This window comes from Pseudomonas flavocrustae, from assembly GCF_029872515.1.
Taxonomy (GTDB): Bacteria; Pseudomonadota; Gammaproteobacteria; order Pseudomonadales; family Pseudomonadaceae; genus Chryseomonas; species Chryseomonas aestiva.
On the sequence record NZ_JAPDIQ010000005.1, the window covers coordinates 183001 to 209353 of the forward strand.

The following is a 26353-nucleotide window of genomic DNA, read 5'->3' on the forward strand; positions in this document are numbered from 1 at the left end:
GCCTGATGTCCAAGTTCTTCATCGACCGGCCCATCTTCGCCTGGGTAATCGCCCTGGTGATCATGCTCGCCGGCATTCTGTCGATCCTCACGCTGCCGATTAACCAGTACCCGAACATCGCCGCTCCGGCGGTCTCGATCCAGGTGAGCTACCCGGGCGCCTCGGCGCAGACGGTGCAGGACACCGTGGTCCAGGTCATCGAGCAGCAGATGAACGGGATCGACAACCTCAGGTACATCTCCTCGGAGTCCAACTCCGACGGCAGCATGACCATCATCGTGACCTTCAACCAGGGCACCAATTCCGACATCGCCCAGGTCCAGGTGCAGAACAAGCTGCAGCTGGCGACGCCGCTCCTGCCGCAGGAAGTCCAGCAGCAGGGCATGCGCGTCGCCAAGTACCAGCGCAACTTCATGATGGTGGTGGGCCTGGTCTCCATGGACGGCTCCCTAACCAAGGAAGACCTGTCCAACTACATCGTCTCCAACATGCGCGATCCCATCGCGCGGACCAGCGGTGTGGGCGACTTCCAGGTATTCGGTGCCCAGTACGCCATGCGCATCTGGCTGGATCCGCAGAAGCTGGTGAAGTACCAGCTCACGCCGGTCGACGTCAGCAGCGCCATCCAGAGCCAGAACGTGCAGATCGCCTCCGGTCAGCTCGGCGGCCTGCCGGCGGTGCCGGGGCAGCAGCTCAACGCCACCATCATCGGCAAGACCCGCCTGACCAGCGTCGAGGAGTTCGGCAAGATCTTCCTCAAGGTCGACCAGAGCGGTGCCCAGGTGCGCCTGCGTGACGTGGCGCGGGTCGAGCTGGGTGGCGAGAACTACTCCATCGATGCCCAGTTCGACGGCAAGCCGGCCTCCGGCATGGCGCTGCGTCTGGCCACCGGGGCCAATGCCCTGGACACCGCCAAGGCGGTCCGCGCCACCATCGAGCGCCTCAAGCCGTTCATGCCGCCGGGCATGGAGGTGGTCTATCCCTATGACACCACCCCGGTGGTGACCGCCTCGATCCATGAGGTGGTCAAGACCCTGGGCGAGGCGATCCTGCTGGTGTTCCTGGTGATGTTCCTGTTCCTGCAGAACTTCCGGGCCACCCTGATCCCCACCATCGCCGTCCCCGTGGTGCTCCTGGGCACCTTCGCGGTGCTGCTGGCCGCCGGTTTCACCATCAACATCCTGACCATGTTCGGCATGGTGCTCGCCATCGGCCTGCTGGTGGACGATGCCATCGTGGTGGTGGAAAACGTCGAGCGGGTGATGGCCGAGGAGGGGCTCTCGCCCAAGGAGGCGACGCGCAAGTCCATGGGCCAGATCCAGGGCGCCCTGGTCGGTATCGCCCTGGTGCTGTCGGCGGTGTTCGTGCCCATGGCCTTCTTCGGCGGCTCCACCGGGGTGATCTATCGCCAGTTCTCCATCACCATCGTCTCCTCGATGGTGCTCTCGGTGCTGGTGGCGCTGATCCTGACCCCGGCGCTGTGCGCCACCCTGCTCAAGCCGGTCAAGCAGGGGCACCACGAGAAGCGCGGTTTCTTCGGCTGGTTCAACCGCAAGTTCGAGAGCGGTCAGCACCGCTACGAGCGCAGCGTGGCCGCGGTGATCCGGCACAAGGTGCCCTTCCTGCTGCTGTACCTGCTGATCGTCGGCGTCATGGTGTTCCTCTTCACCCGCATCCAGTCGTCCTTCCTGCCGGAAGAGGACCAGGGCGTGATCTTCGCCCAGGTCACCACGCCGCCGGGCTCCAGTGCCGAGCGGACGCAGAAGGTGCTCGACACCATGCGCGAGATGATGATGAAGAACGATTCGAGCGCGGTCAGCTCGATGTTCACGGTCAACGGCTTCAACTTCGCCGGTCGTGGTCAGAGCTCGGGTCTGGCGTTCATCCAGCTCAAGCCCTGGGAACAGCGCCCGGACGCCAAGGACGGCGCCAGCGCCGTGGCCGGTCGGGCCATGGGCTACCTGTCGGGCATCAAGGACGCCATCGTCTATGCCATCGTCCCGCCGGCGGTGCTGGAGCTGGGTAACGCCACCGGCTTCGACTTCTACCTGCAGGACCAGGGCGGCATCGGCCACGAGGCGCTCATGGCCGCGCGCAACCAGCTGCTCGGCATGGCCGCGCAGAATTCCAAGCTGGTGCAGACCCGTCCTAATGGCCTCAACGACGAGCCGCAATTCAAGCTCATCGTCGACGACGAGAAGGTGCGCGCCCTGGGCCTGTCGCAGAGCGACGTGAACCAGACGCTGTCCATCGGCTGGGCATCCAGCTACGTCAACGACTTCATCGACCGCGGTCGGGTGAAGAAGGTGTACCTGCAGGGCGAAGCCAGCGCGCGGATGAATCCCGAGGACTTCAACAAGTGGTACGTGCGCAACAGCGCCGGCGAGATGGTGCCGGTGTCGGCCTTCGCCCGCGGCGAGTGGATCTACGGCTCGCCCAAGCTGGAGCGCTACAACGGCATCTCCTCGCTGGAGATCCTCGGCTCCGCGGCGCCCGGCTACAGCACCGGTGACGCCATGGCCGAGATTGAACGCATGGCCAAGGACCTGCCGCAGGGCGTGGGTATTGCCTGGACCGGTCTGTCCTACGAGGAGCGCCTGTCGGGCTCCCAGGCGCCGGCGCTCTATGCGCTGTCGCTGCTGGTGGTGTTCCTCTGCCTGGCGGCGCTGTACGAGAGCTGGTCGATCCCGATCGCGGTCATCCTGGTGGTGCCGCTGGGGGTGGTGGGGGCCCTGCTGGCCACCTACTTCCGTGGCCTGGCCAACGACGTCTTCTTCCAGGTCGGTCTGCTGACGACCATCGGCCTGGCGGCGAAGAACGCCATCCTGATCGTGGAATTCGCCAAGGAGCTGCACGAGGGCGGCAAGAACATCGTCGATGCGGCGGTGGAAGCCTCGCGCATGCGCCTGCGCCCCATCATCATGACCTCCATGGCCTTCATCCTGGGCGTGGTGCCCCTGGCGATCTCCTCGGGCGCCAGCTCCGGCAGTCAGCACGCCGTGGGTACCGGCGTGATCGGCGGCATGCTCACCGCCACGATCCTGGCGATCTTCTGGATTCCCATGTTCTATGTGGTGGTCAGCAGCCTGTTCAAGGACAAGGCCACCAAGGACCAGGAAGCCCATGGCAAGGAAGGACACTGATATGAAGAAGTCTGTCTTGGCGGTGGTCGTGAGCATGCTGGCCGTGTCCGGCTGCAGCCTGATCCCCGATTACCAGCGACCCAATGCGCCGGTGGAGAACGCCTGGCCCCATGGCCAGGCCTACGATGCCCTGACGGTCAATCGTGACCAGCAGGCAGCCGACATCGGCTGGCGCGATTTCTATCGCGACCCGGCCCTGCAGCAGCTGATCCAGCTGTCGCTGGACAACAACCGCGACCTGCGCCAGGCCGCGCTGAACGTGCGCCTCTACCAGGCGCAATACCGCGTGCAGCGCGCCGAGCTGTTTCCCGACATCGCGGTCAGTGGCACCGGGACCCGTACCCGCCAGCCGGAGGACCTGAGCCAGGTCTCCGCCATTCGCGAACTGCTCGCCGGCAACAGCGCCAATGGCGCGGGTGGCGGCGGTGGTGGCAGCATCAGCAGCCAGTACAGCGTGACCCTGGGGTTCACCTCCTATGAGCTGGACCTGTTCGGTCGCCTGCGCAGCCTCAGCGAGCAGGCGCTGCTCAACTACTTCGCCACCAGCGAAGGACGCCGCAGCACCCAGATCTCGCTGGTCTCGGAAGTGGCCAACGCCTACTACGCCTGGCTCACCGACCAGCGCATGCTGCAACTGACCCGCGAGACCCTGGCGGCCTATCAGCGCTCCTACGACCTGACCCGCCAGACCGTGGAGAACGGCGTGGCCAGCGGCCTGGACCTGCGCCAGTCGCGCACCGCCCTGGAAGGGGCGCGGGCGAATCTGGCGCAGTACACCCGCCAGGTGGCCCAGGATCGCAATGCCCTGGCCCTGCTGCTGGGTACCTCGATCCCGGTGGAGCTGCCGCAGAGCAAGGGGTTGGACGGTACCGATCTGCTCGCCGACCTGCCGGCCAATCTGCCGTCGGATCTCCTGCAGAAGCGTCCGGACATCCTCCAGTCCGAGTTGCAGCTGCGCGCCGCCAACGCCAACATCGGCGCGGCCCGGGCAGCCTTCTTCCCGCGCATCAGCCTGACCGCCCAGGGCGGCACGGCGAGCCGGGACCTGAACGGCCTGTTCGACGCCGGTTCCGGCTACTGGACCTTCTCGCCGAGCATCAACATCCCGATCTTCACGGCCGGCAGCCTCAAGGCCAGCCTGGATGCGGCCAAGATCCAGAAGGACATCAACGTCGCCACCTACGAGAAGTCGATCCAGACCGCCTTCCGCGAGGTGGCCGATGCCCTGGCGGCGAAGGGCACCTACGACGACCAGCTGCAGGCCCAGCAGGACCTGGTGCAGGCCAGCCAGGAGTACTACGACCTGGCCAACCTGCGCTATCGCCAGGGCATCGACAACTACCTCACGGTACTCGACGCCCAGCGCTCGCTGTACAGCGCTCAGCAGCAGCTGATCACCGACAGACTCAACCAGCTCAACAGCGAGGTCACCCTGTACAAGGCGCTCGGTGGCGGCTGGCTGGAACGCAGCCAGACCCGGCCGCCGCTGGCGGCCAAGCCGTAACGCCTGGTCTGAACGACGCCGGCCCCGTGCCGGCGTTTCCCTGTCCGGAAGGCCGGTCTATCGACGCCGCTGGGGGGCTGGGTATACTGCCCCCTGTCCCTTTCTTCGGAGTCTCTGCATGCGCTATCGCCTGTTGCTCGGCCTGCTCGCCGCCACTGGTCTGACCCTGGCCGGCTGCGCCAGCAGCCCTCAGCAATTGAGTCCGCAACCCCAGATCACCGCGCCCATCGCGCCGGTCGGCCAGGGCCAGCCGGTCTCGGTCCGGGTGGTCGACGGCCGTTCCTCCTTCACCCTCGGCACCCGCGGCGGTCTCTATCCCGACACCAGCGTGGTGGTGGTGCAGACCCAGGACGTGATTCCCAAGCTGCAGGCCGCCGCGGAGAAGGCCGTGCGCGAAATGGGCTTCACGCCATCACCCAATGCCGGTCCCGGTGCGCCCCAGCTAACCCTGACCCTGGCCGAACTGAACTACCAGTCGCCCAAGGAGCTGTACGTCACCGCGTCCGACGTCGCCGCGGCCTTCCAGGTCGAGGTGCGCAACAGCCAGCGCGGCTACAAGGGTCGCTATGGCGCCAGCCTCAACCAGCGCTTCGGCATGGCGCCCAACGCCGAGGCCAACACCAAGCTGGTCAGCGATGTGCTGAGCGATGCCCTGACCCGGGTGTTCAAGGATCCGACCGTGGTGCAGGTGCTCAGCGGCCACTGAGCCGCGACCGTCCACAAAAAAGCCCGGCTCGTGCCGGGCTTTTTCATGAGCGCGCCTGGGCTATTCCAGACCGGCCAGGACGCGGTACTTGTTCAGCACCGGCTGGGCGTACTGGCGCACCAGTTGCTCTCGGTACTGCGCCGGACACTCGGCCAGTCGCCTTTCCCATTCGCTGCGGGCGACCGCGATTTCCTCGGCGGGAAACAGGCTGTCCACCGCGGGCACGGCCAGGTCCGGATCGCGGCCCTCCCAGGCGGCATAGGCCAGGTAACTGGCCGGGAACAGCCGGTAGTTGCCGAGAATCTGCCGGTCCATTTCCTGGGCCAGCGCCTTGGCATCCTCGAACTCACCCGTGACCGGCTCGCCAAAGGCCACGTGCACCCGGCCCTTGTAGCCGGTGATGCCCCGGGCGATGCTGACGTCGTCTTCGCCCGGCGCCTTTGCATAGCTGCCGGTGGTGGCGCGGGTGTGCAGTTCACGGGCCTTGGCCTGGTCGCAGGGATCGAATTCGTAGCTGATGGACACCGGTACGATGTTCAGCGCCTTGACCAGCTCGGCGAAGGGCTCGTCCTTGCAGCTCATGTGGAACATCTTGAGGATGGCCGAATCGGTGCGATCGTCGCCGTCCTTGGCCCGGCCCTCGGCCTGGGCGATCCAGATGGACTGGCCGTCCTGGCGGATCGAGTGATTGATGTAGGCGGACAGATTCTGGTACGCCGCCAGCTTTTCGCGCCGGCCGCTGATGGAGCGGTGCACGATGAAGCTCTTGTTCAGCCGCATCAGGTCGCTGACGAAGGGCTTCTGCAGCAGGTTGTCACCGATGGCGATGCGCGGCGTTGGCAGACCGGCGTGGTAGACGGCATAGTTGACGAAGGCCGGGTCCATCACGATGTCGCGGTGGTTGGCCAGGAACAGATAGGCGCGGCCGCTGCGCAGCTGGTCGATGCCGGAGTAGGTAACGCCGTCCGAGGCCTTCTCGATGGCGCGATCCACATAGGGTTCGAGTTTGTCCTGCAGCGCCGCGACGCTCTGGATACCACTCAGTTCCTGGCGCAGGCGGGTGCGCAGCAGGGGGCGCACTACCCAGCCGAGTCCCTTGGACAGGCGCGGGAACCGGTAGCCGGCGAGGATGCCGATGAAGTGGTCGTCGTCGATCAGGCGGGCCAGAACCCCGGGGACTTCCGCGTCGTTATAGGGTCGAATGGCTTCGAACTCGCCCATGGTGTTCTCTTGTAGAAATTCCGGCGGCCATAGTAGTGGGCGTGGCGCCAGATGCAAGCGCCAGGGGCCGGATGGGCGGCAGGTTGGCGGTCAAGGAGTGCAGGCAGATGCTGGAAAGCCAGGAATACGATTGCCCTTATTGCGGCGAACCGGGCGAGGTGGTGCTCGACCTCAGCGGCGGTGATCAGGACTACTACGAAGACTGCGAAGTCTGCTGCCGACCGATCCGCTTCGGCCTGCATACCGATGGCGAGGACTGGAATCTCGAGGTTCGGCGGGAGGATGACTGATGCGCCGCATCTATGAGCCGGGGTCACTGCACGAGGGCGAACTGCTCCTGGCGGTACTCGCCAGCGAGGGCATCAGTGGCTTCCTCGCCGGTCGCCACCTGCTCGGTGGCATCGGTGACCTGCCAGCGGCAGGATTGCTCGGCCTGCTGGTCGACGACGAGGAGGCCCAGCGCGCGCAGGCGCTGATCGCCGCGTACAATGCCGCCACGCCTTTGCCGGGAGAGGATCCCTCCCCCGAGCAGGGCATCCTCGTCTGCTAGGTTCTTTACGAAAAGTGCCTACGCATCGGTGATGCTTCGTTGAAAAACGCCTGGCACGCCAGCCCGGTCGTAATACTCATTTACCACTTGTAAACTCGTTCGCGAGCCCGATCCGCTTCCTCAGCTTTTCGCCTCGCCTGACCTTCGCTCGGCGACTTTTCGTAAAGAACCTAAAAGGTTTTCATGTCCGGACGCTACGCCCTGTTCCGCTGGCCCGCCGAATTCGCTGGCTTGCCGGGATTCCCCGAAAAGCATCCGCCGCGCTGGAACATCTCCCCTCATCAGCAGGTGCTGCTGCAGCGGCGGACCGCGGATGGCGAGCGGGTCGACAGTGGCCGCTGGGGACTGACCCCACCCTGGCTCACCGATCTCTCCCGCACCCCCACCCATGCCCGCGCCGAAAGCCTGGCCACCCAGCCGATGTTTCGCGAGCCCTTTCGCCTGCGGCGTTGCCTGCTGCCGGCCAACGGCTTCTATGAATGGCGCGGCAACCACCGCAAGCGACCCTACTGGATGCTCAATGGCGAACCCCTGGCCTGGTTCGCCGCGCTCTGGGAAGCCTATCCGGCCGGGGATCAGCTCTGGCTGTCGGTGGCCATGGTCACCCAGGCCGCCGGCCCGTTGCGGCGGCCCATCCTGCTCGATGAAGCGGGGCGTGCCCTCTGGCAGGATCCGGACAGCACGCCCGAAGCCCTGCAGGCGCTGCTGGCCGCGGGCGGCATGCCGCTGCGCGAGCGGGTGCTGGCCGACATCGTCAACCGACCCGAGGTGGACGGGCCGGAGTGTCTGACGCCGCTGTAGCGCCTAGACGTCAAAGCGCGTTGCAAGTCCCTGGGCCAGCCCTCTCCCAGAGGGAGAGGGGGACGGAGTAGAGAGCTAGACCCGGAACCGCTCCGCCAGCTGGCGTTGCTGCTCGGCGAGTTCGCGCAGCTGCTGGCCGGCGCGGGAGGCGCTGTCGGCTTCGCCGTGGACCGCCTGGGCGCTCTGGCCGATGTTGACCACGTTGCGGTTGATGTCCTCGGCCACCGCGCTCTGTTCCTCCGCCGCACTGGCGATCTGCAGATTCATGCTGGTGATCTCGCTTACCGCCGCCAGGATGGTGTCCAGGGCGTGCCGGGTGGCCTCGGTCTGGGCGACCTGGGTGCTGGTCTGGGCACCGCTGGCCTGCATCACCGTCACCGCTTCGCGGGTACCCTGCTGCAGGCGCTGGATCATGCTCTGGATCTCGCCGGTGGCCACCTGGGTCTTTTGCGCCAGGTTGCGCACCTCATCGGCCACCACGGCGAAGCCGCGACCCTGCTCACCGGCGCGCGCCGCCTCGATGGCGGCGTTGAGCGCCAGCAGGTTGGTCTGCTCGGCGATGCCATTGATGGTGGTCAGGATGGAACCGATGTTCTCGCTGTCCTCGGCGACCCGGCGGACCTGCTCCACCGCGCGCTCGATCTCCTGGGCGAGGGCGGCGCTGCTGGCGACGTTCTGCTGCACCAGGCGCTGGCCCTGGTTGACCGCGCCGTCCGCCTCGGTGGCAGCCCGCGCCGCGCGACCGGCATTGCCGGCCACGTCCTGGGCGGTGGCGGTCATCTCCTGCATGGCGGTAGCCAGTTGCTCGATCTCCTGCAGCTGGCGCTCCACGCCGTCGCGGGTGCGCTGGGCGATATGGGAGGTGTGCTCGGCGGCCGAGGCCACTTCGCCCACCGAATGGATCAGTTTGCCGATCAGACTCTGCAGCGAGGCCAGGAAGCGGTTGAAGCCGCCGGCCATGGCGCCGACCTCGTCGCGGCGCTCGGTGGCGAGGCGCTGGGTGAGGTCTCCGTCACCCTGACCGATGGCGTCGAGCATGGTCACCATCTGCCGCAGCGGCCGGGCGATGCGCAGGCTGATCAGCCAGAGCACCAGCAGACCGGCGCCGGCGACCGCCAGGCCTACCAGCAGCATGCCGATCACGTCCTGGTGGCGTTGGCTGCCCAGGGTGTCCTTGAGGCTGTAGAGGTCGGCCAGCACGGCTGCGCGGGGCAATTCGATGATCAGCGTCCAGACCTGGCGGTTGTCGCCGGCGAAGCGCAGCGGCAGATAGACCTGATAGCGCTCGCTCTGGGCGTCGAAGCGACGGGTGACGCCTTCGCCCAGGTCCTTGAGGCCGGCCAGGGTCGCCCCCAGCGCCGGTTCGGCCGGTTTGCCCAGCTGGCTGGCGTCGGCGGTGTAGGCCACCAGGGTGCCGCGCCCGGCCACCAGGGCCATGCGGCCCACGCCGCCATAGAGGCGGCCATTGGCCTTGACCAGCTGCCGCTGGATGAAGTCCAGCGGCACGTCGGCACCGACCACGCCCTTGAAGGCACCGCCGACCAGGATCGGCACGTTGAAGGAGGCGATCAGCACCTGCTGTTCGTTGACCGTGTCGGGCATGGGATCGAGCACGCAGGTGGTGCGATTTTCCCGCGGACAGAGGTAGTACTCGCCTTCGCGTACGCCCGACGGCAGACGGGTCTGGCTTTCCACGGTCGGGCCGATCGGTTCCACCGTCACATCGCCGTCGAGGGTCTTGTGCCACCAGGGGGTGAAGCGCCCCTGCTCGTCGTAGCCGGCCGCGGCGTCGCCCCGATGGCGGTCGTCCTGGCCATCGATGGCATTGGGTTCCCAGACGGTATAGAGGCTGAGCAGGCCGGACTGCCGCTTCAGACTCTGGCCCAGCAGGCGCACCAGACTCTGGCGATCCAGCTCGACCTGCTGGTCGCCCGGACTGCCCATGGCCACGCTGAGTTGCGCCAGCTGATTGGCCAGTTGCAGGGGGACATCCAGCTGGCGTTGCAGCTGGTTGCCCACCGCCTCGGCCTCGGCCGTCAGCCGGGCTTCGGCGGCGGTGGCGGCCAGCGCCTCGGTGTGGCTGTCGACCAGGGCGCGGGTGCGCTGACCGGCGAACAGGGTATAGGCGATCAGGGCAGCGACCACCGCCAGGATGCAGGCCCCGGCCAGCAGGGTGATGGAGGTGCGGATGGAGCGGGAATTCATGGGGGACTCCGGGAACGTTCGATGCCGGGGCTATCGGCGGTGACGCCTATCCATTGAGGCCTCCGGTCGCCTGGCAGGAGAGCGTTGCCGGGCGTTACCGGACGTTGCCGGGTCTGACGCCCCTCTCTAGACTGTATCCGCCTCGATACCTGGAGATTCCCATGCGCCGTATCCTTCCCCTCGCAGGCCTGTCCCTGAGCCTGCTGCTGGTCGCCTGCCAGACCGTCAACACCACCTCGGGTGGTGCGGTCGGGGTGCAGCGCAAGCAGTACATGTTCAGCATGCTGTCCGAGCAGCAGGTCAACCAGATGTACGCCCAGTCCTATGCCAAGACGGTCAGCGAGGCCAAGTCCGCCGGCAAGCTGGCCAATGACAGCGCCGACGGCAAGCGCGTCGCCGCCATCGCTAAGCGCCTGATCCCGCAGACCGCGGCCTTCCGCCCGGATGCGGTGAACTGGGACTGGCAGGTCAACCTGGTGCAGAGCGACGAACTCAACGCCAACTGCGGTCCGGGCGGCAAGATCTTCGTCTACAGCGGGCTGATCGATCAGCTCAAGCTGACCGATGACGAACTGGCGGCGGTGATGGGCCACGAGATCGCCCACGCCCTGCGCGAGCACAGCCGCGAGCAGATGTCGCGGGCCTATGCCATCCAGATGGGCGAGAACCTCGGTGGCGCCCTGCTGGGCGTTGGCCAGGGCGGCATGCAGCTGGCCGACCAGGTGTCCCAGGTGGCCCTGAGCCTGCCGTTCAGCCGCGGCAATGAGAACGAGGCCGACCTGATCGGCCTGGAGCTCTCGGCGCGCGCCGGCTACAACCCCAATGCCGCCATCACCCTCTGGCAGAAGATGGCCCAGGCCAGCCAGGGCAAGCAGCCGGCGGAATTCCTCAGTACCCACCCCTCCGACGCCAACCGCACCAAGGCCCTGCAGGCGGCGATTCCCAAGGTGATGCCGCTGTACGAGGCGGCGAAGAAGGGCTGAGGTTTTGGGTTGGGAGAGGAGGTTTCCCTCACCCCAACCCTCTCCCAGGGGGAGAGGGGGCGGCTCTGGCGCCGAGGTATAGCCGTAGGTTGGGCTGAGCGTAGCGAAGCCCAACAGGGCTCGGTGTCGCTACCGTCGCCGGGCGCTGTAGACCTTGAAGCCGTCGCGTTCCGCCAGGGTACGGCAATTGCCGAAGGCCGCCTCGATCAGTGGCGGATAGCGCAGGAAGCTGTTGGCCACCAGGCGCAATTCACCGCCGGGCTTTAGATGACGCACCGCCTCGGCCAGCAGGGTCTCGGTGGTGCGGTAGTCGGTCTTCACGCCGCTGTGGAAGGGCGGATTGCTGACGATGGCGGCCAGTCCCATGGGCGCCGCGGCGATGCCATCACCACTGATCACCGTTCCGCTCAGACCATTGGCCGTCAGGGTCTGACGACTGCTGGCCACGGCGAAGGCGTCCACGTCCAGCAGATGCAGGGTGCTGGCAGGATAGCGGCGCGCCAGGGCGGCGCCGACCACGCCGGCGCCGCAACCGAAGTCGAGCACCGCACCTTCGGGCAGGCCATCCAGTTGCTCCAGCAGCAGCGCCGTGCCCACATCCAGCCGGCCATGGCTGAACACGCCCGGCAGGCTGAGAATTTCCAGGTTCACCCCAGCCCGGTCCAGTGGCTGGCGTTGCAGCCAGGCGTCCGGCTGCGGATCGGCCGAGGTGCGCGGTCCCTGCACCACCCACAGCTGGCAATGGCGGGCACTGTCGAGCTTGCTGGCCTGACCGAAGGCACCCAGCTGGCGCGCGGCGCGTTCGATACCGGCCTTCTTTTCGCCGACCAGAAAGAGACTGCCTTCGGCCGGCAGGCAGCGAGTCAGGGCGGTGAGCAGGAAGTCGGTGGCCTCGCGGGACTTGGGCAGAAACAGCACGGCACTGGCGAAGTCGCCCGCCGGGGGTTCGATCCCCAGACTGACGCGACCCGGATAGCGCCGGACCAGTTGTTCGGCCTCGCCCGCATGCCAGCTCCAGCCGCTGGCCGCGGGCAGGGTGCCGAGCAGGTCATCGGCCGGCAAGCCGGCGAGCAGCAAGGCGCCGCCAAAGCGCTCGGGGTGACGGAGGAGGACTTCGCTGCGCGGATCCATGGGGCTACCTGGCGAAAAAAGCGCGAACTTTAGCAGACCACCCGGTGCGGCGTGCCGGCGAAATGGCCCTCGGCATTGGCGGCGAGCTGGCCGATGATCCGTTGACGCGCCTCGAGACTACCCCAGGCGTTGTGCGGGGTGACGATCAGTCGCGGAATGTCGCCGGCTAGCAGCGGATTGCCGTCACGCGGGGGCTCCACGCTGAGCACATCGGTGGCGGCGCCGGCCAGGTGGCCGCGCCTCAGGCAATCGGCCAGGGCCTGTTCGTCGACGATGCCGCCGCGTGCGGTGTTGACCAGGAAGGCCGTGGATTTCATCGCCGCCAGTTCCGCCGCACCGATCAGGCCGCGGGTCTGCTCGGTCAGCGGGCAGTGCATCGTCAGGGCATCCACCTGGGGCAGCAGCTCGGCCAGCGGCAGGCTGCCGGGACGCGCCGGGCGACCGGGCAACTGGCCCACCAGGGTCTGCATGCCGAAGGCTTCGGCCAGGCGCTTCACCGCGCTGCCCAGCTCGCCGAGGCCGAGCAGGCCGAGGGTCTTGCCTTCCAGCTCGACGATGGGGTGGTCGAGCAGGCAGAACTGGCTGGCGGTCTGCCAGCGACCGGCACGGACGTCTGTCTGGTAGTCCGGCAAGCGGGTCGCCAGGGCCAGCAGCAGCGCCAGGGTGTGCTGGGCAACCGAGGCGGTGCCATAGCCCTGGCAGTTGCAGACGCGCACGCCCTGGGCGCGCGCGGCTTCCAGGTCGATGTTGTTGGTGCCGGTGGCGCTGACCAGTACCAGCTTCAAGTCCGGGCAGGCGGCCAGGATGGCGGCGTCCAGCACCACCTTGTTGACGATGGCGACCTGGGCGCCGGCCAGGCGCGTCGCGACCTCGTCCGGGGCGCTCGCCGGATGGAGTTCCAGCTCGTCGAACACCGCGCGCAAGGGCGCCGGGTCCAGATCGCCGAGGTCGAGAGAGGCATAGTCGAGGAACACGGCGCGAACGGGCATGACGACTCCAGCGGAAAAGGGAAGGGAGGTCCGAGCCTAGCAGCCGCGGGTCGTCCAGGAAAACCGCCCGCTCGCGGCTGGAGTATGCTGAAGGGATGAATTATCTCGCGCACCTGCACCTGGGCGGCCCCAGCCGTGAAGATCGCCTCGGCAGCCTCTATGGCGATTTCGTCAAGGGCTCGGCGGACGCCTGGCCCGCTGGAATCGCCGCCGGTATCCGGTTGCACCGGCGCATCGACGTCTATACCGACGACCACCCTCTGGTGATCCGGGCCAAGGCCCGGTTGCCCGCAGCGCGGCGGCGGGTGGCCGGACTGCTGGTGGATGTCTTCTTCGATCACTGCCTGGCGCGCCTCTGGCATGACTATGCCGAGCAGCCGCTGCCGGGTTTCGTCGCGGACTGCTACCAGACCCTGCTGGAGGAGCCGGAACTGCCGCCACGGCTGGCCCGCATCGCACCCCTGATGGCGCATCAGGACTGGTTGGGCAGCTACCGGGACTTCGCCGTGCTGGAGCGGGTGGTGGAGGGCATGGCGCGGCGGCTGTCGCGTCCGGAACTGCTGGCCGGCGCCTTCGCCGAGCTGGAGGCCGCCTACGATGGCCTGCTGGCAGACTTTCGCGACTTCTATCCGCAGCTGCAGGCTTTTGCCGCCGCCGAGCGCGCGGCGCGCGTTTCCAGTTGAATCCCGAGGCGGGCGGCGATGGCCGCCTGGCATTCACCTGCCAGCACCTGGCGCGGCCGGTCCTGGGGCAGGATGGCTGGCAGCAACTCGATCCTCAGGGTGGTGCCGCCGTTGTCCAGCAGGCGCAGCAGGTGGCTCACCAGGTCGTCGTCGCCGATGAAGGCCGCGGCCCGGTCAGGCTCGCCGTGGCGCCAGTAGCTCAGGGCCACGGGTTGCAGTGGGGTACCGGTGGCGATGGCCGGACTCAACAGCCGGCCATGAAAGGTGCGCAGCACACTGCCGTCGGTGGTGGTGCCCTCGGGAAAGAGCGCCAGTGACAGGCCCTGGGTCAGGCGCGTGGTCAGCGCCTCGCTCAGGGCGTCACCGCGTTCGGCGCCACGGCGGATGAACAGGGTGCCGGCCTGGCGCGTCAGCCAGCCGGCGAAGGGCCACTCCGCCACCTCCGCCTTGGACAGGAAGCCCAGCGGCCGCAAGCTGCCGAGGGCGACGATATCCAGCCAGGACACATGATTGGCCAGCCAGAGGTGGGTGCCGCGCGGTACCTCGCCGCGGACCTCCAGGCGCAGGCGCAGGGTCCGGGCCAGCAGCTGGAAGAAACGTCGCGTCAGCCGTTGCCGCAACCCCAGGCAGGGCCTGCGACTGAGCGCTACCGCCAGCGCCACCGTCAGGGCGAACAGCGCCCCGAGCAGCAGTGCGGCCAGGACCGGCAGCAGCCGCACGGCGAGGCGCGGTCGCCTCATACCGCGGCCTTGAAATGGCGGGCATAGCGCGGGCAGAGGTCTTCGCGCTTGAGCAGGATGAAGACGTCGGCCACGCCGAATTCCGGATCCCAGCAAGGCGCGCCGCAGACCTGGGCGCCCAGGCGCAGATAGGCCTTGAGCAGGGGCGGCAGCTGCACCACCAGGTTGTCGGGCACGGCGACGAAGGGCAGCGGGCGCCGCGGCGTGGCGCGGATCGCCGGGATACGCTCGTCCCGCGCGGCCTGGCGCAGCAGGGCGGCGGCTTGCAGACCGCCGTCGGCCATGGGCACGCTGGCGCAGCCCATGAGGTAGCGATAGTCGCCGCAGGCCATGATCTCGGCCAGTTCCGCCCACAGCAGGGCGATGGCGGCGCCGGTGCGATGCCCGGGCGCCACGCAGGTGCGGCCGATCTCCAGCAGCGGACCCTGCAGGCCATCCAGGCCTTCCAGCTGGAATTCGCTTTCGCTGTAGAGACTGCCCAGGCGCTCGCGGCGGCGCCCGTCGAGCAGCCGCGTGGTGGCGATCAGCTCGCCGCTGCGCAGGTCGCGCACCCCCAGGTGCAGGCAGTGGGCGTCGTAGGCGTCCTGGTCGAGGTTGTCGGCGAAATGCACGCCGTAGGTGCTGCCGAAGACCGCAGCTCGCAGGCGCTGGGCAGCGCGGATATCCGCGGCGGTCGACAGGCGTTCGGCGCGCAGCGCGGGCGGTGCGGACACTGGAATCGGCATGGCAGGGCTCCGGCAGTGGGTATGCAGCAAACCCTAGGTAGCCGGGATGACAGCGCCGTGAAGCGGCCATGGCGATTGCGTGACGAGCGGTCGAGTACCGTTGCAGGGGCGCCCTCCAGATGCCTCCGGGCGCCAGGGGACTGACCGAACGCATTCGCAATTGCTAGGTTGGACGCGTAGACTGATGCGTCATCCTATTTTTTTCCCAGCATGAAGGTTCTGGCCATGCAGATCGCGGCGAACACGGCAGTATCCATCGACTACACCCTGACCAACGACGCCGGCGAAGTCATCGACAGCTCCGCTGGTGGTGCTCCGCTGGTATACCTGCAAGGCGCGGGCAACATCATTCCCGGCCTCGAGCGCGCCCTGTCCGGCAAGCAGGCGGGTGACGAGCTGAAGGTGGCCATCGAGCCGGAAGACGCCTACGGCGAATACACCCCCGAACTGGTTGCCACCCTGGGCAAGGAAATGTTCGAAGGCGTGGACGAGCTGGAAGTGGGCATGCAGTTCCACGCCTCCGGCCCGGATGGCGCCATGCAGATCGTCACCGTGCGTGACATCGACGGCGACCAGGTCACCGTCGACGGCAACCATCCCCTGGCCGGCCAGCGTCTGAATTTCGACGTCAAGGTGGTCAACGTGCGTGCGGCCAGCGACGAAGAAATCGCCCACGGCCACATCCATGGCGAAGGCGGTCACCAGCACTAAGCCTGGCAACAGGTTCCCACAGCGCCCGTGTCCGGCAATGCCGGCACGGGCGTTGTCGTTTGTGGCGTCCGTGCAGGGTGGCCCTCACCCCAACCCTCTCCTGCGGGGAGAGGGGTTGGTTGGATAGTGTGAGCGGGAGGGTCCGCAGGTTGGGTTGAGATGGCTCCATCGCCGAAACCCAACAGCTGGAAACTGCAGTATCCAACGTGATGGTCCGGATTCGTTGGGCTTCGCTGCGCTCGACCCAACCTACGCAGAGGCTAGCCGCAGGTTGAGTCGAGGCGGCTACAGTGCCGAAGCCCAACGTCGCCAAGCCGTTTCCTCTCGCCAACGCCTTCCCGCTCGGCGCCGTCCCCCCCTGGGCGCCACCCCGGTGCACGCTGATCGCTCAAGGTGCAGCGCGCCGTCAGCAGATTCTGAATCTCTTCCTCAACCTGCTGTTTTCATTGGCTTTTCAAGTTTTTACCAAATGGTCCAAAGATGGCACAACGGTTGCAATTTCCCTGCTGCCGTCCTGCCCGGTGAACGTGCGTCGCGCTGTCTCCTTTCGTCCAACCCGTGAGGTCCGTCATGCCGCTGTCCAGTGTTCCCATCATCGATCTGGCCCCCTATTTCGCCGGCTCGGCCGCCGGCAAGCAGGCGGTGGCCAAGGCCGTCGACCAGGCCTGCCGCGATATCGGCTTTCTGGTCATCACCCATCACCAAGTGCCCGAGGAACTGGTCGAGCGGGTCTCGCGCCTCTCGCGGGCCTTCTTCGAGCTGCCGCTGGCGGAGAAGCGCAAGGCCGATCGGCCGCGCCCGGATCAGGTGCGCGGCTACAGCGCGGTGGCCGAGGAGAGTCTGTCCTACAGCCTGGAGGAGGCGGCACCAGGGGATCTCAAGGAGTCCTTTTCCATTGGTCCGCTGGACGTCCCGGAGACGGCCTACTACCGCGGTCCGGAAGCCGGGCCGCACTTCGCACCCAACGTCTGGCCGACAGCCATCCCCGGTTTCCGCGAGGCCTATGCCGAGTATTTCGCCGCCATGAGCGACCTGGCACGCACCCTGATGCGCCTCTTCGCCCTGGGGCTGGCGTTGCCGGAAACCTATTTCGACAGTCGCATCGATCGCCACATCAGCATGTTCCGCACGCTCTGCTATCCGCATCAGCAGGAGGCGGCGCTGCCCGGCCAGCTGCGCGCCGGGGCTCATACCGACTACGGCAGCCTGACCATCGTCCGCCCCGACGACGCGCCCGGTGGCCTGCAGGTGCGCAATGCCGACGGCGAGTGGGTGGACGTGCCCAAGGTGCCGGGCGGCTTCGTGGTCAACATCGGCGACCTGATGATGCAGTGGACCAACGACCGCTGGGTCTCGACCCTGCACCGGGTGGTGAATCCACCGGCGGATGCCGGTTGCGACACCCGCCGCCAGTCCCTGGTGTTCTTCCACCAGCCCAACTACGACACCCTCATCCAATGCCTGCCCGGTTGCGCCACGCCCGGCACGCCGCCGCGCCATGCGCCCATCACCTCGGGCGACCACCTGAGATCCAAGTTCGTCAAGCAGACCACCTTCGGCGGAACCCAGACCGGCGTGCGGGTGGCCTGATGCCGAGTCTTTCCTACGTCAACGTCTTCGCCCAGGACGTGGTGGCCCTGAGCGGCTTCTACCAGCGGGTGTTCGATTTTCCCGAGATCGAGGCGATCCGCTCGCCGATCTTCCGTGGCCTGGACACCGGCAAGACCGCCATCGGCTTCAACGCGCCGGAGGCCTATGAGCTCTTGGGGTTGGGCGAATTCGCCGGCAGTGAGGGCTGCCGCTTCCTGCTCAACCTGGAGGTGGACAGCCGCGCCGAAGTGGACCGGCTGGTGCCGGTGGCCGAGGCCGCCGGCGCCCGCCTGCTGAAGGCGCCCTACGAAACCTACTACCACTGGTACCAGGCGGTGCTGCTGGACCCGGAAGGCAACGTGTTCCGTATCAACCACATGTTGTAGACAAGGCTAAGGACGAGACAATGCTGAGCAGATGGCTGGGAAGAGTGGCGTGTGTGCTGGCGCTGATGGGGCTGGGTACCGGGGCGCAGGCGGACGACGAGGGCTTCACCCTCAAGGGCGAGCCGAAGATTGCCATGCTGTATTTCACCGCCAAGAACGACGGCGGCTGGACCCAGGCCATGGACGAGGCGCGGGTGAAGATCGAGAAGGAACTGGGTATGAAGATCCAGTTCGTGGAAAACGTGCCGGAGACCGCCTCGGCCATCCGCCCGGCCGCCGAGCGCTTCATCAAGCGCGGCGCCAACATCGTCATCGGCACCGCCTTCGGCTATTCCGACACCTTCAAGCAACTGGCCGAACAGTATCCCGAGGTGGCCTTCCTCAACGCCTCGGGCACCACCAACGGGCGCAACCTGGAATCCTTCTATGGCCGCACCTACGAAAGCCAGTACCTCTGTGGCATGGCCGCGGGCGCGGCGTCCAAGACCGGCAAGCTGGGCTTCGTCGCCGCCAATCCCTTCGGCGTGGTGAACTGGACCATCAACGCCTACGAGCTGGGCGCCCGGCAGATGAATCCCAATGCCACCCTCACGGTGATCTACACCGGCAGCTGGAACGATCCGGTCAAGGAGCGCGCCGCCGCCGCGGCGCTGATCGACCAAGGCGCCGACGTCATCGGCCAGCACGTGGATACCCCCACGCCGCAGATCGTCGCCCAGGAGCGTGGCGTTTATGGCACCGGCCACCACCGCGACATGCGCCAGTTCGCGCCCGAGGCCACCCTCTGCTCCTCGGTGTGGGTCTGGGATCGCTTCCTGGTGCCGGAGCTCAAGCGCGTCATCGCCGGCCACTGGAAACCCGCACCCAACGGTGCCCTGGTGTCCATGGCCGACGGCGGCACCGACATCGCCGGCTTCGGCGACGCCGTGCCCAAGGCGGCCCAGGAAAAGATCCTCGCCGAGCGCGAAGCGCTGCTCAAGGGCAAGCAGATCTATGCCGGTCCTCTGAGCGATCGCGACGGCAAGGAGCGGGTCGCCGCCGGCCAAGTGCTGTCCGACCCGGCGCTGTGGCAGATGGACTGGTTCGTCCAGGGCGTGACGACGCAGAAGTAGCGGTTCACCCCTGGGTAGGGTGGAAAACCGCGCAGCGTTTTCCACGGAGGCGATCCTTGGACAAAGGCCGACCAGCATGAAAAGACACAACGCCCTGCAACTGCGTGGCGTCGGCAAGACCTTCGATGGCTTCCAGGCGCTGCAGCAGGCGGACTTCCTGGTGCGCTGGGGCGAGGTGCATGCGCTGCTCGGCGAGAACGGCGCGGGCAAGTCGACGCTGATGAACATCGCCGCCGGCCTCTATGCGCCGGAGACCGGCGAGCTTTTGGTGGACGACAACCTGGTGCGGCTGCGCGGTCCGGCGGACGCCGCCCGGCTGCGCATCGGCATGGTCCACCAGCACTTCAAGCTGGTGCGACCCTTCAGCGTGGCGGAGAACGTGTTGCTCGGCCTGCCGGCGGGGCAGGGTAGCCACCGCCGGCGCCTGGCCGAGATCAGCGAACGCATCCGCCAGCAGGCCGCCGCCCTGGGCTTCGCCATTCGCCCGGAGCAGCGCGTGGCGGAGCTGTCCATCGCCGAACAGCAGCGGGTGGAGATCCTCAAGGTGCTGCTGGCCGGGGCGCGCATCCTCATCCTCGACGAACCCACCGCGGTGCTCACCGACGGCGAAGGCGAGCGGCTGTTGCAGACCCTGCGCGCCCTGGCGGCAGAGGGCGCGGCGGTGGTGCTGGTGACCCATCGCATGCAGGACGCCCTGAGCTACGCCGACCGCCTCACGGTGATGCGCGGCGGCCGCACCCTGCGCAGCCTGGACCCCGCCGAGGTGTCGGTGGACGAACTGGTGCGCCTCACCGTGGGCGATGCCCAGCCGCTCGCCGACACTCCGCGAGGCGCCGCCGGGGTACCGCTGCTGACGGTGCGTGGCCTGCGCACCCCGGAACGCGGCGGACGGCGCGCGCTGGACGGTATCGACCTGGAGCTGCGCGCTGGCGAGATCTATGGCATCGCCGGGGTCGGCGGCAACGGGCAGGGCGAGCTGGCCGACGTGCTGATGGGCCTGCCGCAGCCCTACGAAGGCGAGGTGCGGCTGGAGGGCTTCGGCGATCTGGCCGCGGCCGCCAGCGCCCGACGCCGCGACCTGCGCATCGCCGCCATTCCCGCCGACCGCTATGGCAGCGCCCTGGCCGGGTCCCTGTCGGTGGCCGACAACTTCGCCATCGGCGCGGTGCACAGCGGTCGCTTCGGTGGCTTCGCCCGCCTGGATAGACGCGCCCAGGAAGCCGCGACCCAGGCGGCGGTCACGCAATTCGATGTCCAGGGCGTGCGCTCGGTGCGGCAGAAGGCGGCGCTGCTGTCCGGCGGCAACGCCCAGAAGCTGGTGATCGCCCGGGAATTCGGCCGCGAACCGCAGCTGGTGCTGGCCCACAGTCCCAGTCGTGGCCTCGACGTGCGCGCCGGTGCCGAGGTGCAGGCACGGCTGCTGGCCGCCCGCGAGGCCGGCGCCGCGGTGTTGCTGATCAGCGAAGACCTGGACGAGGTACTGGCCCTCGCCGACCGCATCGGGGTGATGAGCGCCGGACGCCTCGTCGCCGAATTCCAGCGACCCGCCGATCGCCAGGCGATCGGCCATGCCATGGTGAATCATGCTTGAACCCCTGAGTGCTCCCCTGGCCGAGGTCGCTAGCCCGCGACCACGGCAACCGCTGTTCAGCCGCCGCTACACCCTGGAGATCCGCCAGCAGCTGGCCTGGCCCTGGCAGGCGCTGATCCTCGGTCTTGCGCTGCTCTTGGGCCTGGGCCTGTCGGCCGCCATCCTGGTCTTGGCGGGGGTGCCCGCTGGCGAGTTGCTCAACGAATTCGTGGTCGCCACCCTGTTCGATGCCCAGAGCCTGCAGGCCACCCTGTTCCAGGCCGCGCCGGTGATCCTGGTCGGTCTGGCCGGCTGCCTGGCCTTTCGCGCGCGCTTCTGGAATCTGGGGCTGGAAGGCCAGATGATCTGGGGGGCCCTCGGCGCCACGGCAGTGTCACTGTTCGAGATCGGCCCGGAAGCCCTGCGCCTGCCGCTGATGCTGGTGGCGGCGCTGCTCGGCGGCCTGCTCTGGGCACTGGCGCCCCTGCTGCTCAAGCTGCGCCTGGGGGTGAACGAGATCATCGCCTCGCTGATGCTCAACTACATCGCCGCCAACTTCCTGCTGCACCTGGTATTCGGCCCCTGGAAGGACCCGCGCGACACCTTTCCCTATTCGCCGCTGTTCCGCTCCTTCGAGCGGCTGCCGGAGTTGCTACCCGGGCTGAGCCTGGCGGTGCCCCTGGCGCTGCTGGTGGCGGTGCTGGCCTGGTGGTTCGTCGCCCTGAGTCGCGCCGGGCTGTACCTGAGATTCGTCGACGCCAATCCGCGGGTGGCCGGCGCCGTCGGCGTGCCGGTGCGCGCCACCATCCTTGCCACGGTGCTGGCTTCCGGCGCCCTGGCCGGGCTGGCCGGTTTCGTGGTGGCGGCCGGGCAGGAGGGGCGGCTGACCCAGTCCTTCTACCAGGGCTACGGCTTCTCCGGCATCCTCATCGCCTTCCTGGCGCGCAACAATCCGCTGGCCGCCGCCGTGGTGGCCTTCCTGGTGGCGACCCTGTTCGTCGCCGGGCGCAATCTGCAGGTGTTCTACCAGATCCCCTTCGCCATGGTGCAGCTGATCCAGGCGCTGATCGTCATCTGCGTGGCGTCCTCGGATTTCTTCATCCGCCATCGGCTCAGACGCAGCCAGGGAGGTGCCGCTTGAACCTGCTCGCCAGCTGGCTGGGTAACGTCCCCGACTTCGCCATACCCTACGCCCTGGCGGCGCTGGGGCTGATCCTCACGGAAAGATCCGGGGTGCTGGCCCTGCATGCCGAGGGCCTGATGCTGGTCGGCGCGCTGTTCGGCATCGGCGCGCAACTGGCCTTGGGCAATGCCGGCCTGGCGCTGCTGGCGGCCATGGGCGCCGCGGCGCTGGTGTCGCTGCTGTTCGCCGTCATGGTGATCTGGCTGCGCATCAACCAGGTGATTGCTGGCCTGACCCTGGTGTTCTTCTGCCAGGGCCTCACCGGCCTGCTCGGCACCCTCTGGGGCTGGACCAACCAGCCGGTGTCCGGGCTGCCGGCGCTGGCACTCTGGCCGCTGTCGGACCTGCCGCTGGTGGGACGGCTGTTCCAGCAGAACCTGCTGGTCTATCTGACCCCGCTGATCTTCTTCGCGGTGATCGCCTGGCTTGAACGCACCACCCCCGGGCTGCGCCTGCGGGCGGTGGGCGAGAATCCCCAGGCGGCCGATGCGGCAGGACTCTCGGTGGCTGGCTACCGGCTGCTGGCGATCCTCGCCGGCGCGGCGCTGGTCGGTCTGGCCGGGGGCTACATCGCCGTGCTCAGCACCAAGCTGTGGATCGCCGAGATGACCGGTGGTCGTGGCTGGATCGCCGTGGCCCTGGTGATCTTCGCCCGCTGGTCGCCCTGGCGCGCCCTGGCCGGGGCGCTGCTGTTCGGCTGCATCGAGGCGCTGATTCCGCAACTGGCCGCCGCCGGGGTGCGGCTGTCGCAATACTTCATCCTGATGGCGCCCTATGTCGTCACCCTGGGCGTGATGATCTGGGTCGCCCTGGCCGGGCGTGACCGCCTGAGCCAGCCCGGCGCCCTGGGCGAAGCCTATGTCCGCGAGGAGCGTCGATGAACCTGCGTGCTTTCGTCTACGAGGAGCCCCGCCTGCTGGCGCGGGCGGACTTCGCCGATTACCTGGACCCGAGCACCACGGCGGTGCTGTCCATCGACCTGCACCGCGGCCACCTGGACGCCTCGCCGGAGTGCCCCTGCCCGGCGCCCCGCGCCCGCGACCTGGTGGCACCGGTGGACGCCTTCCACCGCCAGGCCCGCGCCCTGGGCGTGCGTATCGTCCATGTGAAATCGGTACTGCGTGCCAATGGTGCCGACGACCTGGGCGGTATTCCTGCGGCCTGGCGGCGGACCTTTCCGCTGCACGTCGGGCCGATTCCCAATGCCGACGCCCATGCCCTGGAAGGCTCGCCCTGGACCGAGCTGCTCACCGAGGTCCTGCCCGAGGATCTGCGGGTGGAAAACAAGCGGCGGCTGTCGGCCTTTTATCCCACCGATTTGGACTTCCTGCTGCGCAACCAGCGCATCACCACCCTAGTGCTGGATGGCGGCCTCACCGACTGCTGCGTGCTCAACACCGCCTTCGACGCCAGCAACCGCACCTACCGGGTCATCGTCCTGCGCGACCTAGTGCGGGGAACCGATGAAGGCCTGGAGCGGGCGGCGCTGAGCATGGTCTCCCTGCACCTGGGGCTGGTGATGGAATCCCAGGATCTGCTCGCGGCCTGGGGTAATGGCGGCGACCTTTGAGTACGGCCCGTTGGGCTTCGACGGTGGAGCCGTCTCAACCAACCTACCGGGGGAATGAGTTCTTGTAGGTTGGTGTTGAGCGCAGCGAAGCCCAACGCCTCAGGGCACCCTCGGCAACACCGTGAAGGCGCGGAAGCGCTCCTTGAGATTGCCGGGGCGGGCGCCCTGCCAGAGCAACTGCCAGCCTGGCGGTACCGTCACGGCTTCGTGCCACTCGTCCTGCACTACCAGTACCCGGCAGGGCACCTGGTGCAGACCGCTCAGCTCCTGTGGGGGATAGCCGCTGTAGACGTGCAGCATGGAGCGCTCCGACTCGCCCAGGCCGTAGCTGGCCACGCAATCCGTGGCGGGGAGCACCCGCTGCAGCGCGGTGAAGGGCCGCGCATAGCTGTTGCCCAGGTCGACCCAGGGTAGCCAGAGGCTGTTGGCCAGGGTCCAGCTGACCGTCAGGCCGACGAACCAGACGCTGGCGGCTGCCAGCTGTACACGCAGCGCCAGGGTGACGCCCCAGCCTACCAGGGCCAGCAGCGCGACCGCCCAGGCCAGGGGACTCGGCGCCAGGCGTTCCGTGATCGGCAAGTGCTCGCGGATCAGCTGCGGCCAGGGCAGGGCCCAACCCAGGGCCAGGCCGATACCGCCCAGGGCCAGCAGGACGATGAGCGGCGTCCAGAGTGCCAGGCTGGTATCACGGCCGAGGCGAGCGATGACCGGCGGTGGCTGCAACCTTGCCGCCAGCAGCGCTAGGGCCGGAAACAGCGGCAGCAGATAGAGGCTGCGAAACACCGCCGACTTGAGCAGCACCGCCAGGCAGACGAGCGCATAGAGCACCACCGTGGCCAGTCCCGGATGCCGACCCAGCCGCTTCAGCGGGCTGCCGCCACGGCGATACAGCTGCCAGAGGGTAGCGCCGAGCAGGATCAGCCCGGTGGGGAAGGACAGCGCCAGCAGATCCTCCAGGCTGGAAGCCAGACCATCGGTATCGCTGTTGCGCGCCTCCAGGCCGAAGAAGCGGCCGATGTTGTTGGTCCACAGCCAGGTATGGAACAGCTCCGGCGCCCGGTGCCAGAGCAGCGCCGGCCAGAGCAGCAACCAGGGCAGGGCGGCCAGACTGGCGGCGAGCAGCCAGTGACGCCCTTCCGGCTCGACCAGCCGCCGCGGCCAGCAGAGCGCGCAGAGCAGCCCGGTGAGGCCCAGCACCCCGGGCACCAGCAGACCCTTGCTCATGAAGGCGATACCCAGGCCGCTGCCGAACAGCAGGCCCTGGCGCCAGGGGTGGCGGTTGTCGTGCAGGTGCGCGGCCAGCCCGGCGAGGCCCAGGGTGGCGCCGGCCAGCTGGGGCACGTCGGCGATCAGCAGATGACTGTGCTGCACCACCCCGAACATGCCCAGCAGGGCGAGCACGGCCTCGCGCCGGCGACCTGGCAGCAGCCGCTGGGTCAGCCAGGCGAGGGCGGCCAGGGTTACCAGCATCCAGCCCAGCACCGCCAGCCGCGCGCCGTCGGGGACGCTCAGCCAGGGCGCGGACAACCGCGCGGCCAGGGCGCCGGTCCAGTACATCAGCGGCGGCTTTTCCATGAAGGGCGCGGTCCCGACCCGGGGAATCAGCCAGTCCGGGGTGGTGAGGAAATTCCACAGCATGCCGAAGGAGTAGGGCTCGTCGGCCTTCCACAGACCACGGCCGAACAGACCGGCGAGCAGGTAGGCGGCCAGGCAGCCGAGCAGCAGGGCCCGCTCCAGCTTTGCGGCTCTGGAGGAGGCAGGGGGCGAAGAGGGGCGCACGGCAGGGACTCTTGGTGGAATCCTGCCGGTATACGGGAGTTGGCTTAGAGGGGGCTTAAGAGGTTGGCGAGGGGACGCGATGGCTTTTGGTGTCTTGGCTGTTTATCGAGGTTTGCTGAGGCTTTTGTTTCGCCCTAGGAGGCGAAACAAAAGCCATCCGAGCACTCGATAAGCAAATAGGGCACTGATAAACCAAGGCATCACGGCAAACTCCGCGTTGGGCTTCGCTGCGCTCAACCAACCTACGGACCCGCCTGCCAAGCCTCAAGCCAGGTGCTGCAACCGCTCCACCAGCTGCGCATGCAGCTGCGGATCGCCGCAGGCGAGGATGGCGCCACCCTGTTGGGCATCGCCGCCATCCCAGGCGGTCATGCGGCCGCCGGCGCCTTCGATGATGGGGATCAGCGCCTGGACGTCGTAGGGCTGCAGGCCCGCTTCGATGATGACGTCGACGAAACCCGAGGCGAGCATGCAGTAGGCGTAGCAGTCGCCGCCGAAGCGGGCCAGCTGCACCTCGGCGGCCACGGCGTCGAAGGCGGCCAGGCGCTCGGGGGTGTCGAAGATGTCGCGGCTGGTGCACATCAGCCGGGCCTGGGCCAGGTTGGCGCAGGCGCGAGTGCGCAGGGCCGCGCCATTGCGCCAGGCGCCGGCGGGGGTGCCCAGGTAGCGCTCGCCGGTGAAGGGCTGGTTCATCACCCCGATCACCGGACGGTTGCCGTCGTTGAGCGCCACCAGGGTGCCCCACAGCGGCAGGCCGGTGATGAAGGCGCGGGTGCCGTCGATGGGGTCGAGTACCCAGGTCAGCGGACTGCTGCCGGCGACGTTCTCTTCTTCCTCGCCGAGGATGCCGTGATCCGGATGCTCGGCCTGGATGAGTTCACGCATGGCCCGTTCGGCGGCCTTGTCGGCGATGGTCACCGGGTCGTAGCGGCGACCGGCGATGGCCGCGTCGCCCTTGTCGTCCACCGCCAGCTGGGCGCGGAAGTAGGGCTGGATGGCCACGGCGGCGGCGTCGGCCAGGCGCTCGGCGAAGCGTTCGTAGTAGGAAATCTCGGCAGCGGTCAGGCTCAT

General features: G+C 67.8%; 24 protein-coding genes. 16 read left to right on the forward strand and 8 right to left on the reverse strand.

What is annotated here, in order from left to right; translation table 11 throughout:
• Positions 1-5 precede the first annotated feature (5 nt).
• The 3 genes from OMP44_RS13210 to OMP44_RS13220 all read left to right on the forward strand — a co-directional run bounded on the left by OMP44_RS13210 (position 6) and on the right by OMP44_RS13220 (position 5353).
• Positions 6-3143 (forward strand): efflux RND transporter permease subunit, encoded by a 3138-nt coding sequence (locus OMP44_RS13210; protein WP_133861435.1) that lies wholly within the window; start codon positions 6-8, stop codon positions 3141-3143.
• A gap of 1 nt (position 3144) precedes the next feature.
• A complete protein-coding gene (locus tag OMP44_RS13215; RefSeq protein WP_280308768.1) occupies positions 3145-4647 on the forward strand; it encodes an efflux transporter outer membrane subunit in 1503 nt (500 codons plus the stop codon).
• A gap of 118 nt (positions 4648-4765) precedes the next feature.
• A complete protein-coding gene (locus OMP44_RS13220; RefSeq protein WP_280308771.1) occupies positions 4766-5353 on the forward strand; it encodes a YajG family lipoprotein in 588 nt (195 codons plus the stop codon).
• Positions 5354-5413: 60 nt separating this feature from the next.
• Here OMP44_RS13220 and OMP44_RS13225 read toward each other — a convergent pair whose 3' ends face one another.
• Positions 5414-6574 carry a 1-acyl-sn-glycerol-3-phosphate acyltransferase gene (locus OMP44_RS13225; protein WP_187980353.1) on the reverse strand — a complete coding sequence of 387 codons (1161 nt, stop codon included), beginning with the start codon at positions 6572-6574 and terminating at the stop codon, positions 5414-5416.
• 107 nt (positions 6575-6681) lie between these two features.
• Here OMP44_RS13225 and OMP44_RS13230 point away from each other — a divergent pair, with 107 nt between their 5' ends.
• From OMP44_RS13230 to OMP44_RS13240, 3 genes are all read left to right on the forward strand, one after another.
• Positions 6682-6864 carry a CPXCG motif-containing cysteine-rich protein gene (locus tag OMP44_RS13230; protein WP_017639858.1) on the forward strand — a complete coding sequence of 61 codons (183 nt, stop codon included), beginning with the start codon at positions 6682-6684 and terminating at the stop codon, positions 6862-6864.
• Positions 6864-7124, forward strand: coding sequence for a putative signal transducing protein (locus OMP44_RS13235; RefSeq protein WP_133861431.1), 261 nt, complete (start codon positions 6864-6866; stop codon positions 7122-7124). Before OMP44_RS13230 ends, OMP44_RS13235 begins: the two co-directional genes overlap by 1 nt.
• A 183-nt stretch (positions 7125-7307) precedes the next feature.
• Complete coding sequence (locus OMP44_RS13240; RefSeq protein ID WP_187980352.1) at positions 7308-7925, forward strand: SOS response-associated peptidase; 618 nt, start codon at positions 7308-7310, stop codon at positions 7923-7925.
• A 75-nt stretch (positions 7926-8000) separates the two neighbouring features.
• Here OMP44_RS13240 and OMP44_RS13245 read toward each other — a convergent pair whose 3' ends face one another.
• Entirely contained in the window at positions 8001-10130 is a 2130-nt protein-coding gene (locus tag OMP44_RS13245; RefSeq protein ID WP_280308780.1) for a methyl-accepting chemotaxis protein, read from the reverse strand.
• Positions 10131-10291: 161 nt separating this feature from the next.
• Between OMP44_RS13245 and OMP44_RS13250 the strand changes: the two genes are divergently transcribed.
• Positions 10292-11113, forward strand: a complete 822-nt coding sequence (locus tag OMP44_RS13250) for a M48 family metallopeptidase (protein WP_187980350.1) — start codon at positions 10292-10294, stop codon at positions 11111-11113.
• A 129-nt stretch (positions 11114-11242) separates the two neighbouring features.
• Here OMP44_RS13250 and OMP44_RS13255 read toward each other — a convergent pair whose 3' ends face one another.
• Together OMP44_RS13255 and OMP44_RS13260 are read right to left on the reverse strand one after the other, a co-directional pair.
• Positions 11243-12244: a methyltransferase gene (locus OMP44_RS13255; RefSeq protein WP_280308785.1), complete on the reverse strand. Its 1002-nt coding sequence runs from the start codon at positions 12242-12244 to the stop codon at positions 11243-11245.
• A gap of 29 nt (positions 12245-12273) precedes the next feature.
• Positions 12274-13233: a 2-hydroxyacid dehydrogenase gene (locus OMP44_RS13260; protein ID WP_280308788.1), complete on the reverse strand. Its 960-nt coding sequence runs from the start codon at positions 13231-13233 to the stop codon at positions 12274-12276.
• A 95-nt stretch (positions 13234-13328) separates the two neighbouring features.
• Here OMP44_RS13260 and OMP44_RS13265 point away from each other — a divergent pair, with 95 nt between their 5' ends.
• The gene (locus OMP44_RS13265; RefSeq protein WP_187980347.1) at positions 13329-13916 is read left to right on the forward strand and encodes an acyl carrier protein phosphodiesterase; all 588 of its coding nucleotides are present in this window, start codon (positions 13329-13331) and stop codon (positions 13914-13916) included.
• On the opposite strand, the gene OMP44_RS13270 is transcribed toward OMP44_RS13265, so the two are convergent.
• A complete protein-coding gene (locus OMP44_RS13270; RefSeq protein ID WP_280308790.1) occupies positions 13859-14656 on the reverse strand; it encodes a lysophospholipid acyltransferase family protein in 798 nt (265 codons plus the stop codon). The two genes, OMP44_RS13265 and OMP44_RS13270, sit on opposite strands and share 58 nt — an antisense overlap.
• The gene (locus OMP44_RS13275) at positions 14653-15381 is read right to left on the reverse strand and encodes a GNAT family N-acetyltransferase (protein ID WP_007162722.1); all 729 of its coding nucleotides are present in this window, start codon (positions 15379-15381) and stop codon (positions 14653-14655) included. The genes OMP44_RS13270 and OMP44_RS13275 overlap by 4 nt, the downstream gene beginning before the upstream one ends.
• 225 nt (positions 15382-15606) lie before the next feature.
• Between OMP44_RS13275 and OMP44_RS13280 the strand changes: the two genes are divergently transcribed.
• From OMP44_RS13280 to OMP44_RS13315, 8 genes are all read left to right on the forward strand, one after another.
• On the forward strand, positions 15607-16092 hold the full coding sequence (locus tag OMP44_RS13280) for an FKBP-type peptidyl-prolyl cis-trans isomerase (protein ID WP_017639847.1): 486 nt from the start codon (positions 15607-15609) through the stop codon (positions 16090-16092).
• 570 nt (positions 16093-16662) lie between these two features.
• A complete protein-coding gene (locus OMP44_RS13285; RefSeq protein ID WP_187980345.1) occupies positions 16663-17682 on the forward strand; it encodes an isopenicillin N synthase family dioxygenase in 1020 nt (339 codons plus the stop codon).
• A complete protein-coding gene (locus OMP44_RS13290) occupies positions 17682-18068 on the forward strand; it encodes a VOC family protein (RefSeq protein ID WP_187980344.1) in 387 nt (128 codons plus the stop codon). The genes OMP44_RS13285 and OMP44_RS13290 overlap by 1 nt, the downstream gene beginning before the upstream one ends.
• 65 nt (positions 18069-18133) lie before the next feature.
• Positions 18134-19180 (forward strand): BMP family ABC transporter substrate-binding protein, encoded by a 1047-nt coding sequence (locus OMP44_RS13295; RefSeq protein WP_280309021.1) that lies wholly within the window; start codon positions 18134-18136, stop codon positions 19178-19180.
• A gap of 76 nt (positions 19181-19256) precedes the next feature.
• Positions 19257-20771, forward strand: a complete 1515-nt coding sequence (locus OMP44_RS13300) for an ABC transporter ATP-binding protein (RefSeq protein ID WP_280308797.1) — start codon at positions 19257-19259, stop codon at positions 20769-20771.
• Complete coding sequence (locus OMP44_RS13305; RefSeq protein WP_280308799.1) at positions 20764-21891, forward strand: ABC transporter permease; 1128 nt, start codon at positions 20764-20766, stop codon at positions 21889-21891. The genes OMP44_RS13300 and OMP44_RS13305 overlap by 8 nt, the downstream gene beginning before the upstream one ends.
• Positions 21888-22814 (forward strand): ABC transporter permease, encoded by a 927-nt coding sequence (locus OMP44_RS13310; RefSeq protein WP_280308801.1) that lies wholly within the window; start codon positions 21888-21890, stop codon positions 22812-22814. Before OMP44_RS13305 ends, OMP44_RS13310 begins: the two co-directional genes overlap by 4 nt.
• Positions 22811-23503 (forward strand): cysteine hydrolase family protein, encoded by a 693-nt coding sequence (locus OMP44_RS13315; RefSeq protein ID WP_280308803.1) that lies wholly within the window; start codon positions 22811-22813, stop codon positions 23501-23503. Before OMP44_RS13310 ends, OMP44_RS13315 begins: the two co-directional genes overlap by 4 nt.
• 99 nt (positions 23504-23602) lie before the next feature.
• On the opposite strand, the gene OMP44_RS13320 is transcribed toward OMP44_RS13315, so the two are convergent.
• Together OMP44_RS13320 and hisN are read right to left on the reverse strand one after the other, a co-directional pair.
• Entirely contained in the window at positions 23603-25282 is a 1680-nt protein-coding gene (locus tag OMP44_RS13320; protein WP_280308806.1) for an ArnT family glycosyltransferase, read from the reverse strand.
• A gap of 264 nt (positions 25283-25546) precedes the next feature.
• Positions 25547-26353: a histidinol-phosphatase gene (gene hisN / locus OMP44_RS13325; RefSeq protein WP_280308807.1), complete on the reverse strand. Its 807-nt coding sequence runs from the start codon at positions 26351-26353 to the stop codon at positions 25547-25549.

Bases quoted from the DNA above. Each gene is read 5' to 3' on its own strand.
- OMP44_RS13210 (WP_133861435.1), top strand. From the start codon at position 6: ATGTCCAAGTTCTTCATCGACCGGCCCATCTTCGCCTGGGTAATCGCC.
- OMP44_RS13215 (WP_280308768.1), top strand. From the start codon at position 3,145: ATGAAGAAGTCTGTCTTGGCGGTGGTCGTGAGCATGCTGGCCGTGTCC.
- OMP44_RS13220 (WP_280308771.1), top strand. From the start codon at position 4,766: ATGCGCTATCGCCTGTTGCTCGGCCTGCTCGCCGCCACTGGTCTGACC.
- OMP44_RS13225 (WP_187980353.1), bottom strand. From the start codon at position 6,574: ATGGGCGAGTTCGAAGCCATTCGACCCTATAACGACGCGGAAGTCCCC.
- OMP44_RS13230 (WP_017639858.1), top strand. From the start codon at position 6,682: ATGCTGGAAAGCCAGGAATACGATTGCCCTTATTGCGGCGAACCGGGC.
- OMP44_RS13235 (WP_133861431.1), top strand. From the start codon at position 6,864: ATGCGCCGCATCTATGAGCCGGGGTCACTGCACGAGGGCGAACTGCTC.
- OMP44_RS13240 (WP_187980352.1), top strand. From the start codon at position 7,308: ATGTCCGGACGCTACGCCCTGTTCCGCTGGCCCGCCGAATTCGCTGGC.
- OMP44_RS13245 (WP_280308780.1), bottom strand. From the start codon at position 10,130: ATGAATTCCCGCTCCATCCGCACCTCCATCACCCTGCTGGCCGGGGCC.
- OMP44_RS13250 (WP_187980350.1), top strand. From the start codon at position 10,292: ATGCGCCGTATCCTTCCCCTCGCAGGCCTGTCCCTGAGCCTGCTGCTG.
- OMP44_RS13255 (WP_280308785.1), bottom strand. From the start codon at position 12,244: ATGGATCCGCGCAGCGAAGTCCTCCTCCGTCACCCCGAGCGCTTTGGC.
- OMP44_RS13260 (WP_280308788.1), bottom strand. From the start codon at position 13,233: ATGCCCGTTCGCGCCGTGTTCCTCGACTATGCCTCTCTCGACCTCGGC.
- OMP44_RS13265 (WP_187980347.1), top strand. From the start codon at position 13,329: ATGAATTATCTCGCGCACCTGCACCTGGGCGGCCCCAGCCGTGAAGAT.
- OMP44_RS13270 (WP_280308790.1), bottom strand. From the start codon at position 14,656: ATGAGGCGACCGCGCCTCGCCGTGCGGCTGCTGCCGGTCCTGGCCGCA.
- OMP44_RS13275 (WP_007162722.1), bottom strand. From the start codon at position 15,381: ATGCCGATTCCAGTGTCCGCACCGCCCGCGCTGCGCGCCGAACGCCTG.
- OMP44_RS13280 (WP_017639847.1), top strand. From the start codon at position 15,607: ATGCAGATCGCGGCGAACACGGCAGTATCCATCGACTACACCCTGACC.
- OMP44_RS13285 (WP_187980345.1), top strand. From the start codon at position 16,663: ATGCCGCTGTCCAGTGTTCCCATCATCGATCTGGCCCCCTATTTCGCC.
- OMP44_RS13290 (WP_187980344.1), top strand. From the start codon at position 17,682: ATGCCGAGTCTTTCCTACGTCAACGTCTTCGCCCAGGACGTGGTGGCC.
- OMP44_RS13295 (WP_280309021.1), top strand. From the start codon at position 18,134: ATGGGGCTGGGTACCGGGGCGCAGGCGGACGACGAGGGCTTCACCCTC.
- OMP44_RS13300 (WP_280308797.1), top strand. From the start codon at position 19,257: ATGAAAAGACACAACGCCCTGCAACTGCGTGGCGTCGGCAAGACCTTC.
- OMP44_RS13305 (WP_280308799.1), top strand. From the start codon at position 20,764: ATGCTTGAACCCCTGAGTGCTCCCCTGGCCGAGGTCGCTAGCCCGCGA.
- OMP44_RS13315 (WP_280308803.1), top strand. From the start codon at position 22,811: ATGAACCTGCGTGCTTTCGTCTACGAGGAGCCCCGCCTGCTGGCGCGG.
- hisN (WP_280308807.1), bottom strand. From the start codon at position 26,353: ATGAGCCTGACCGCTGCCGAGATTTCCTACTACGAACGCTTCGCCGAG.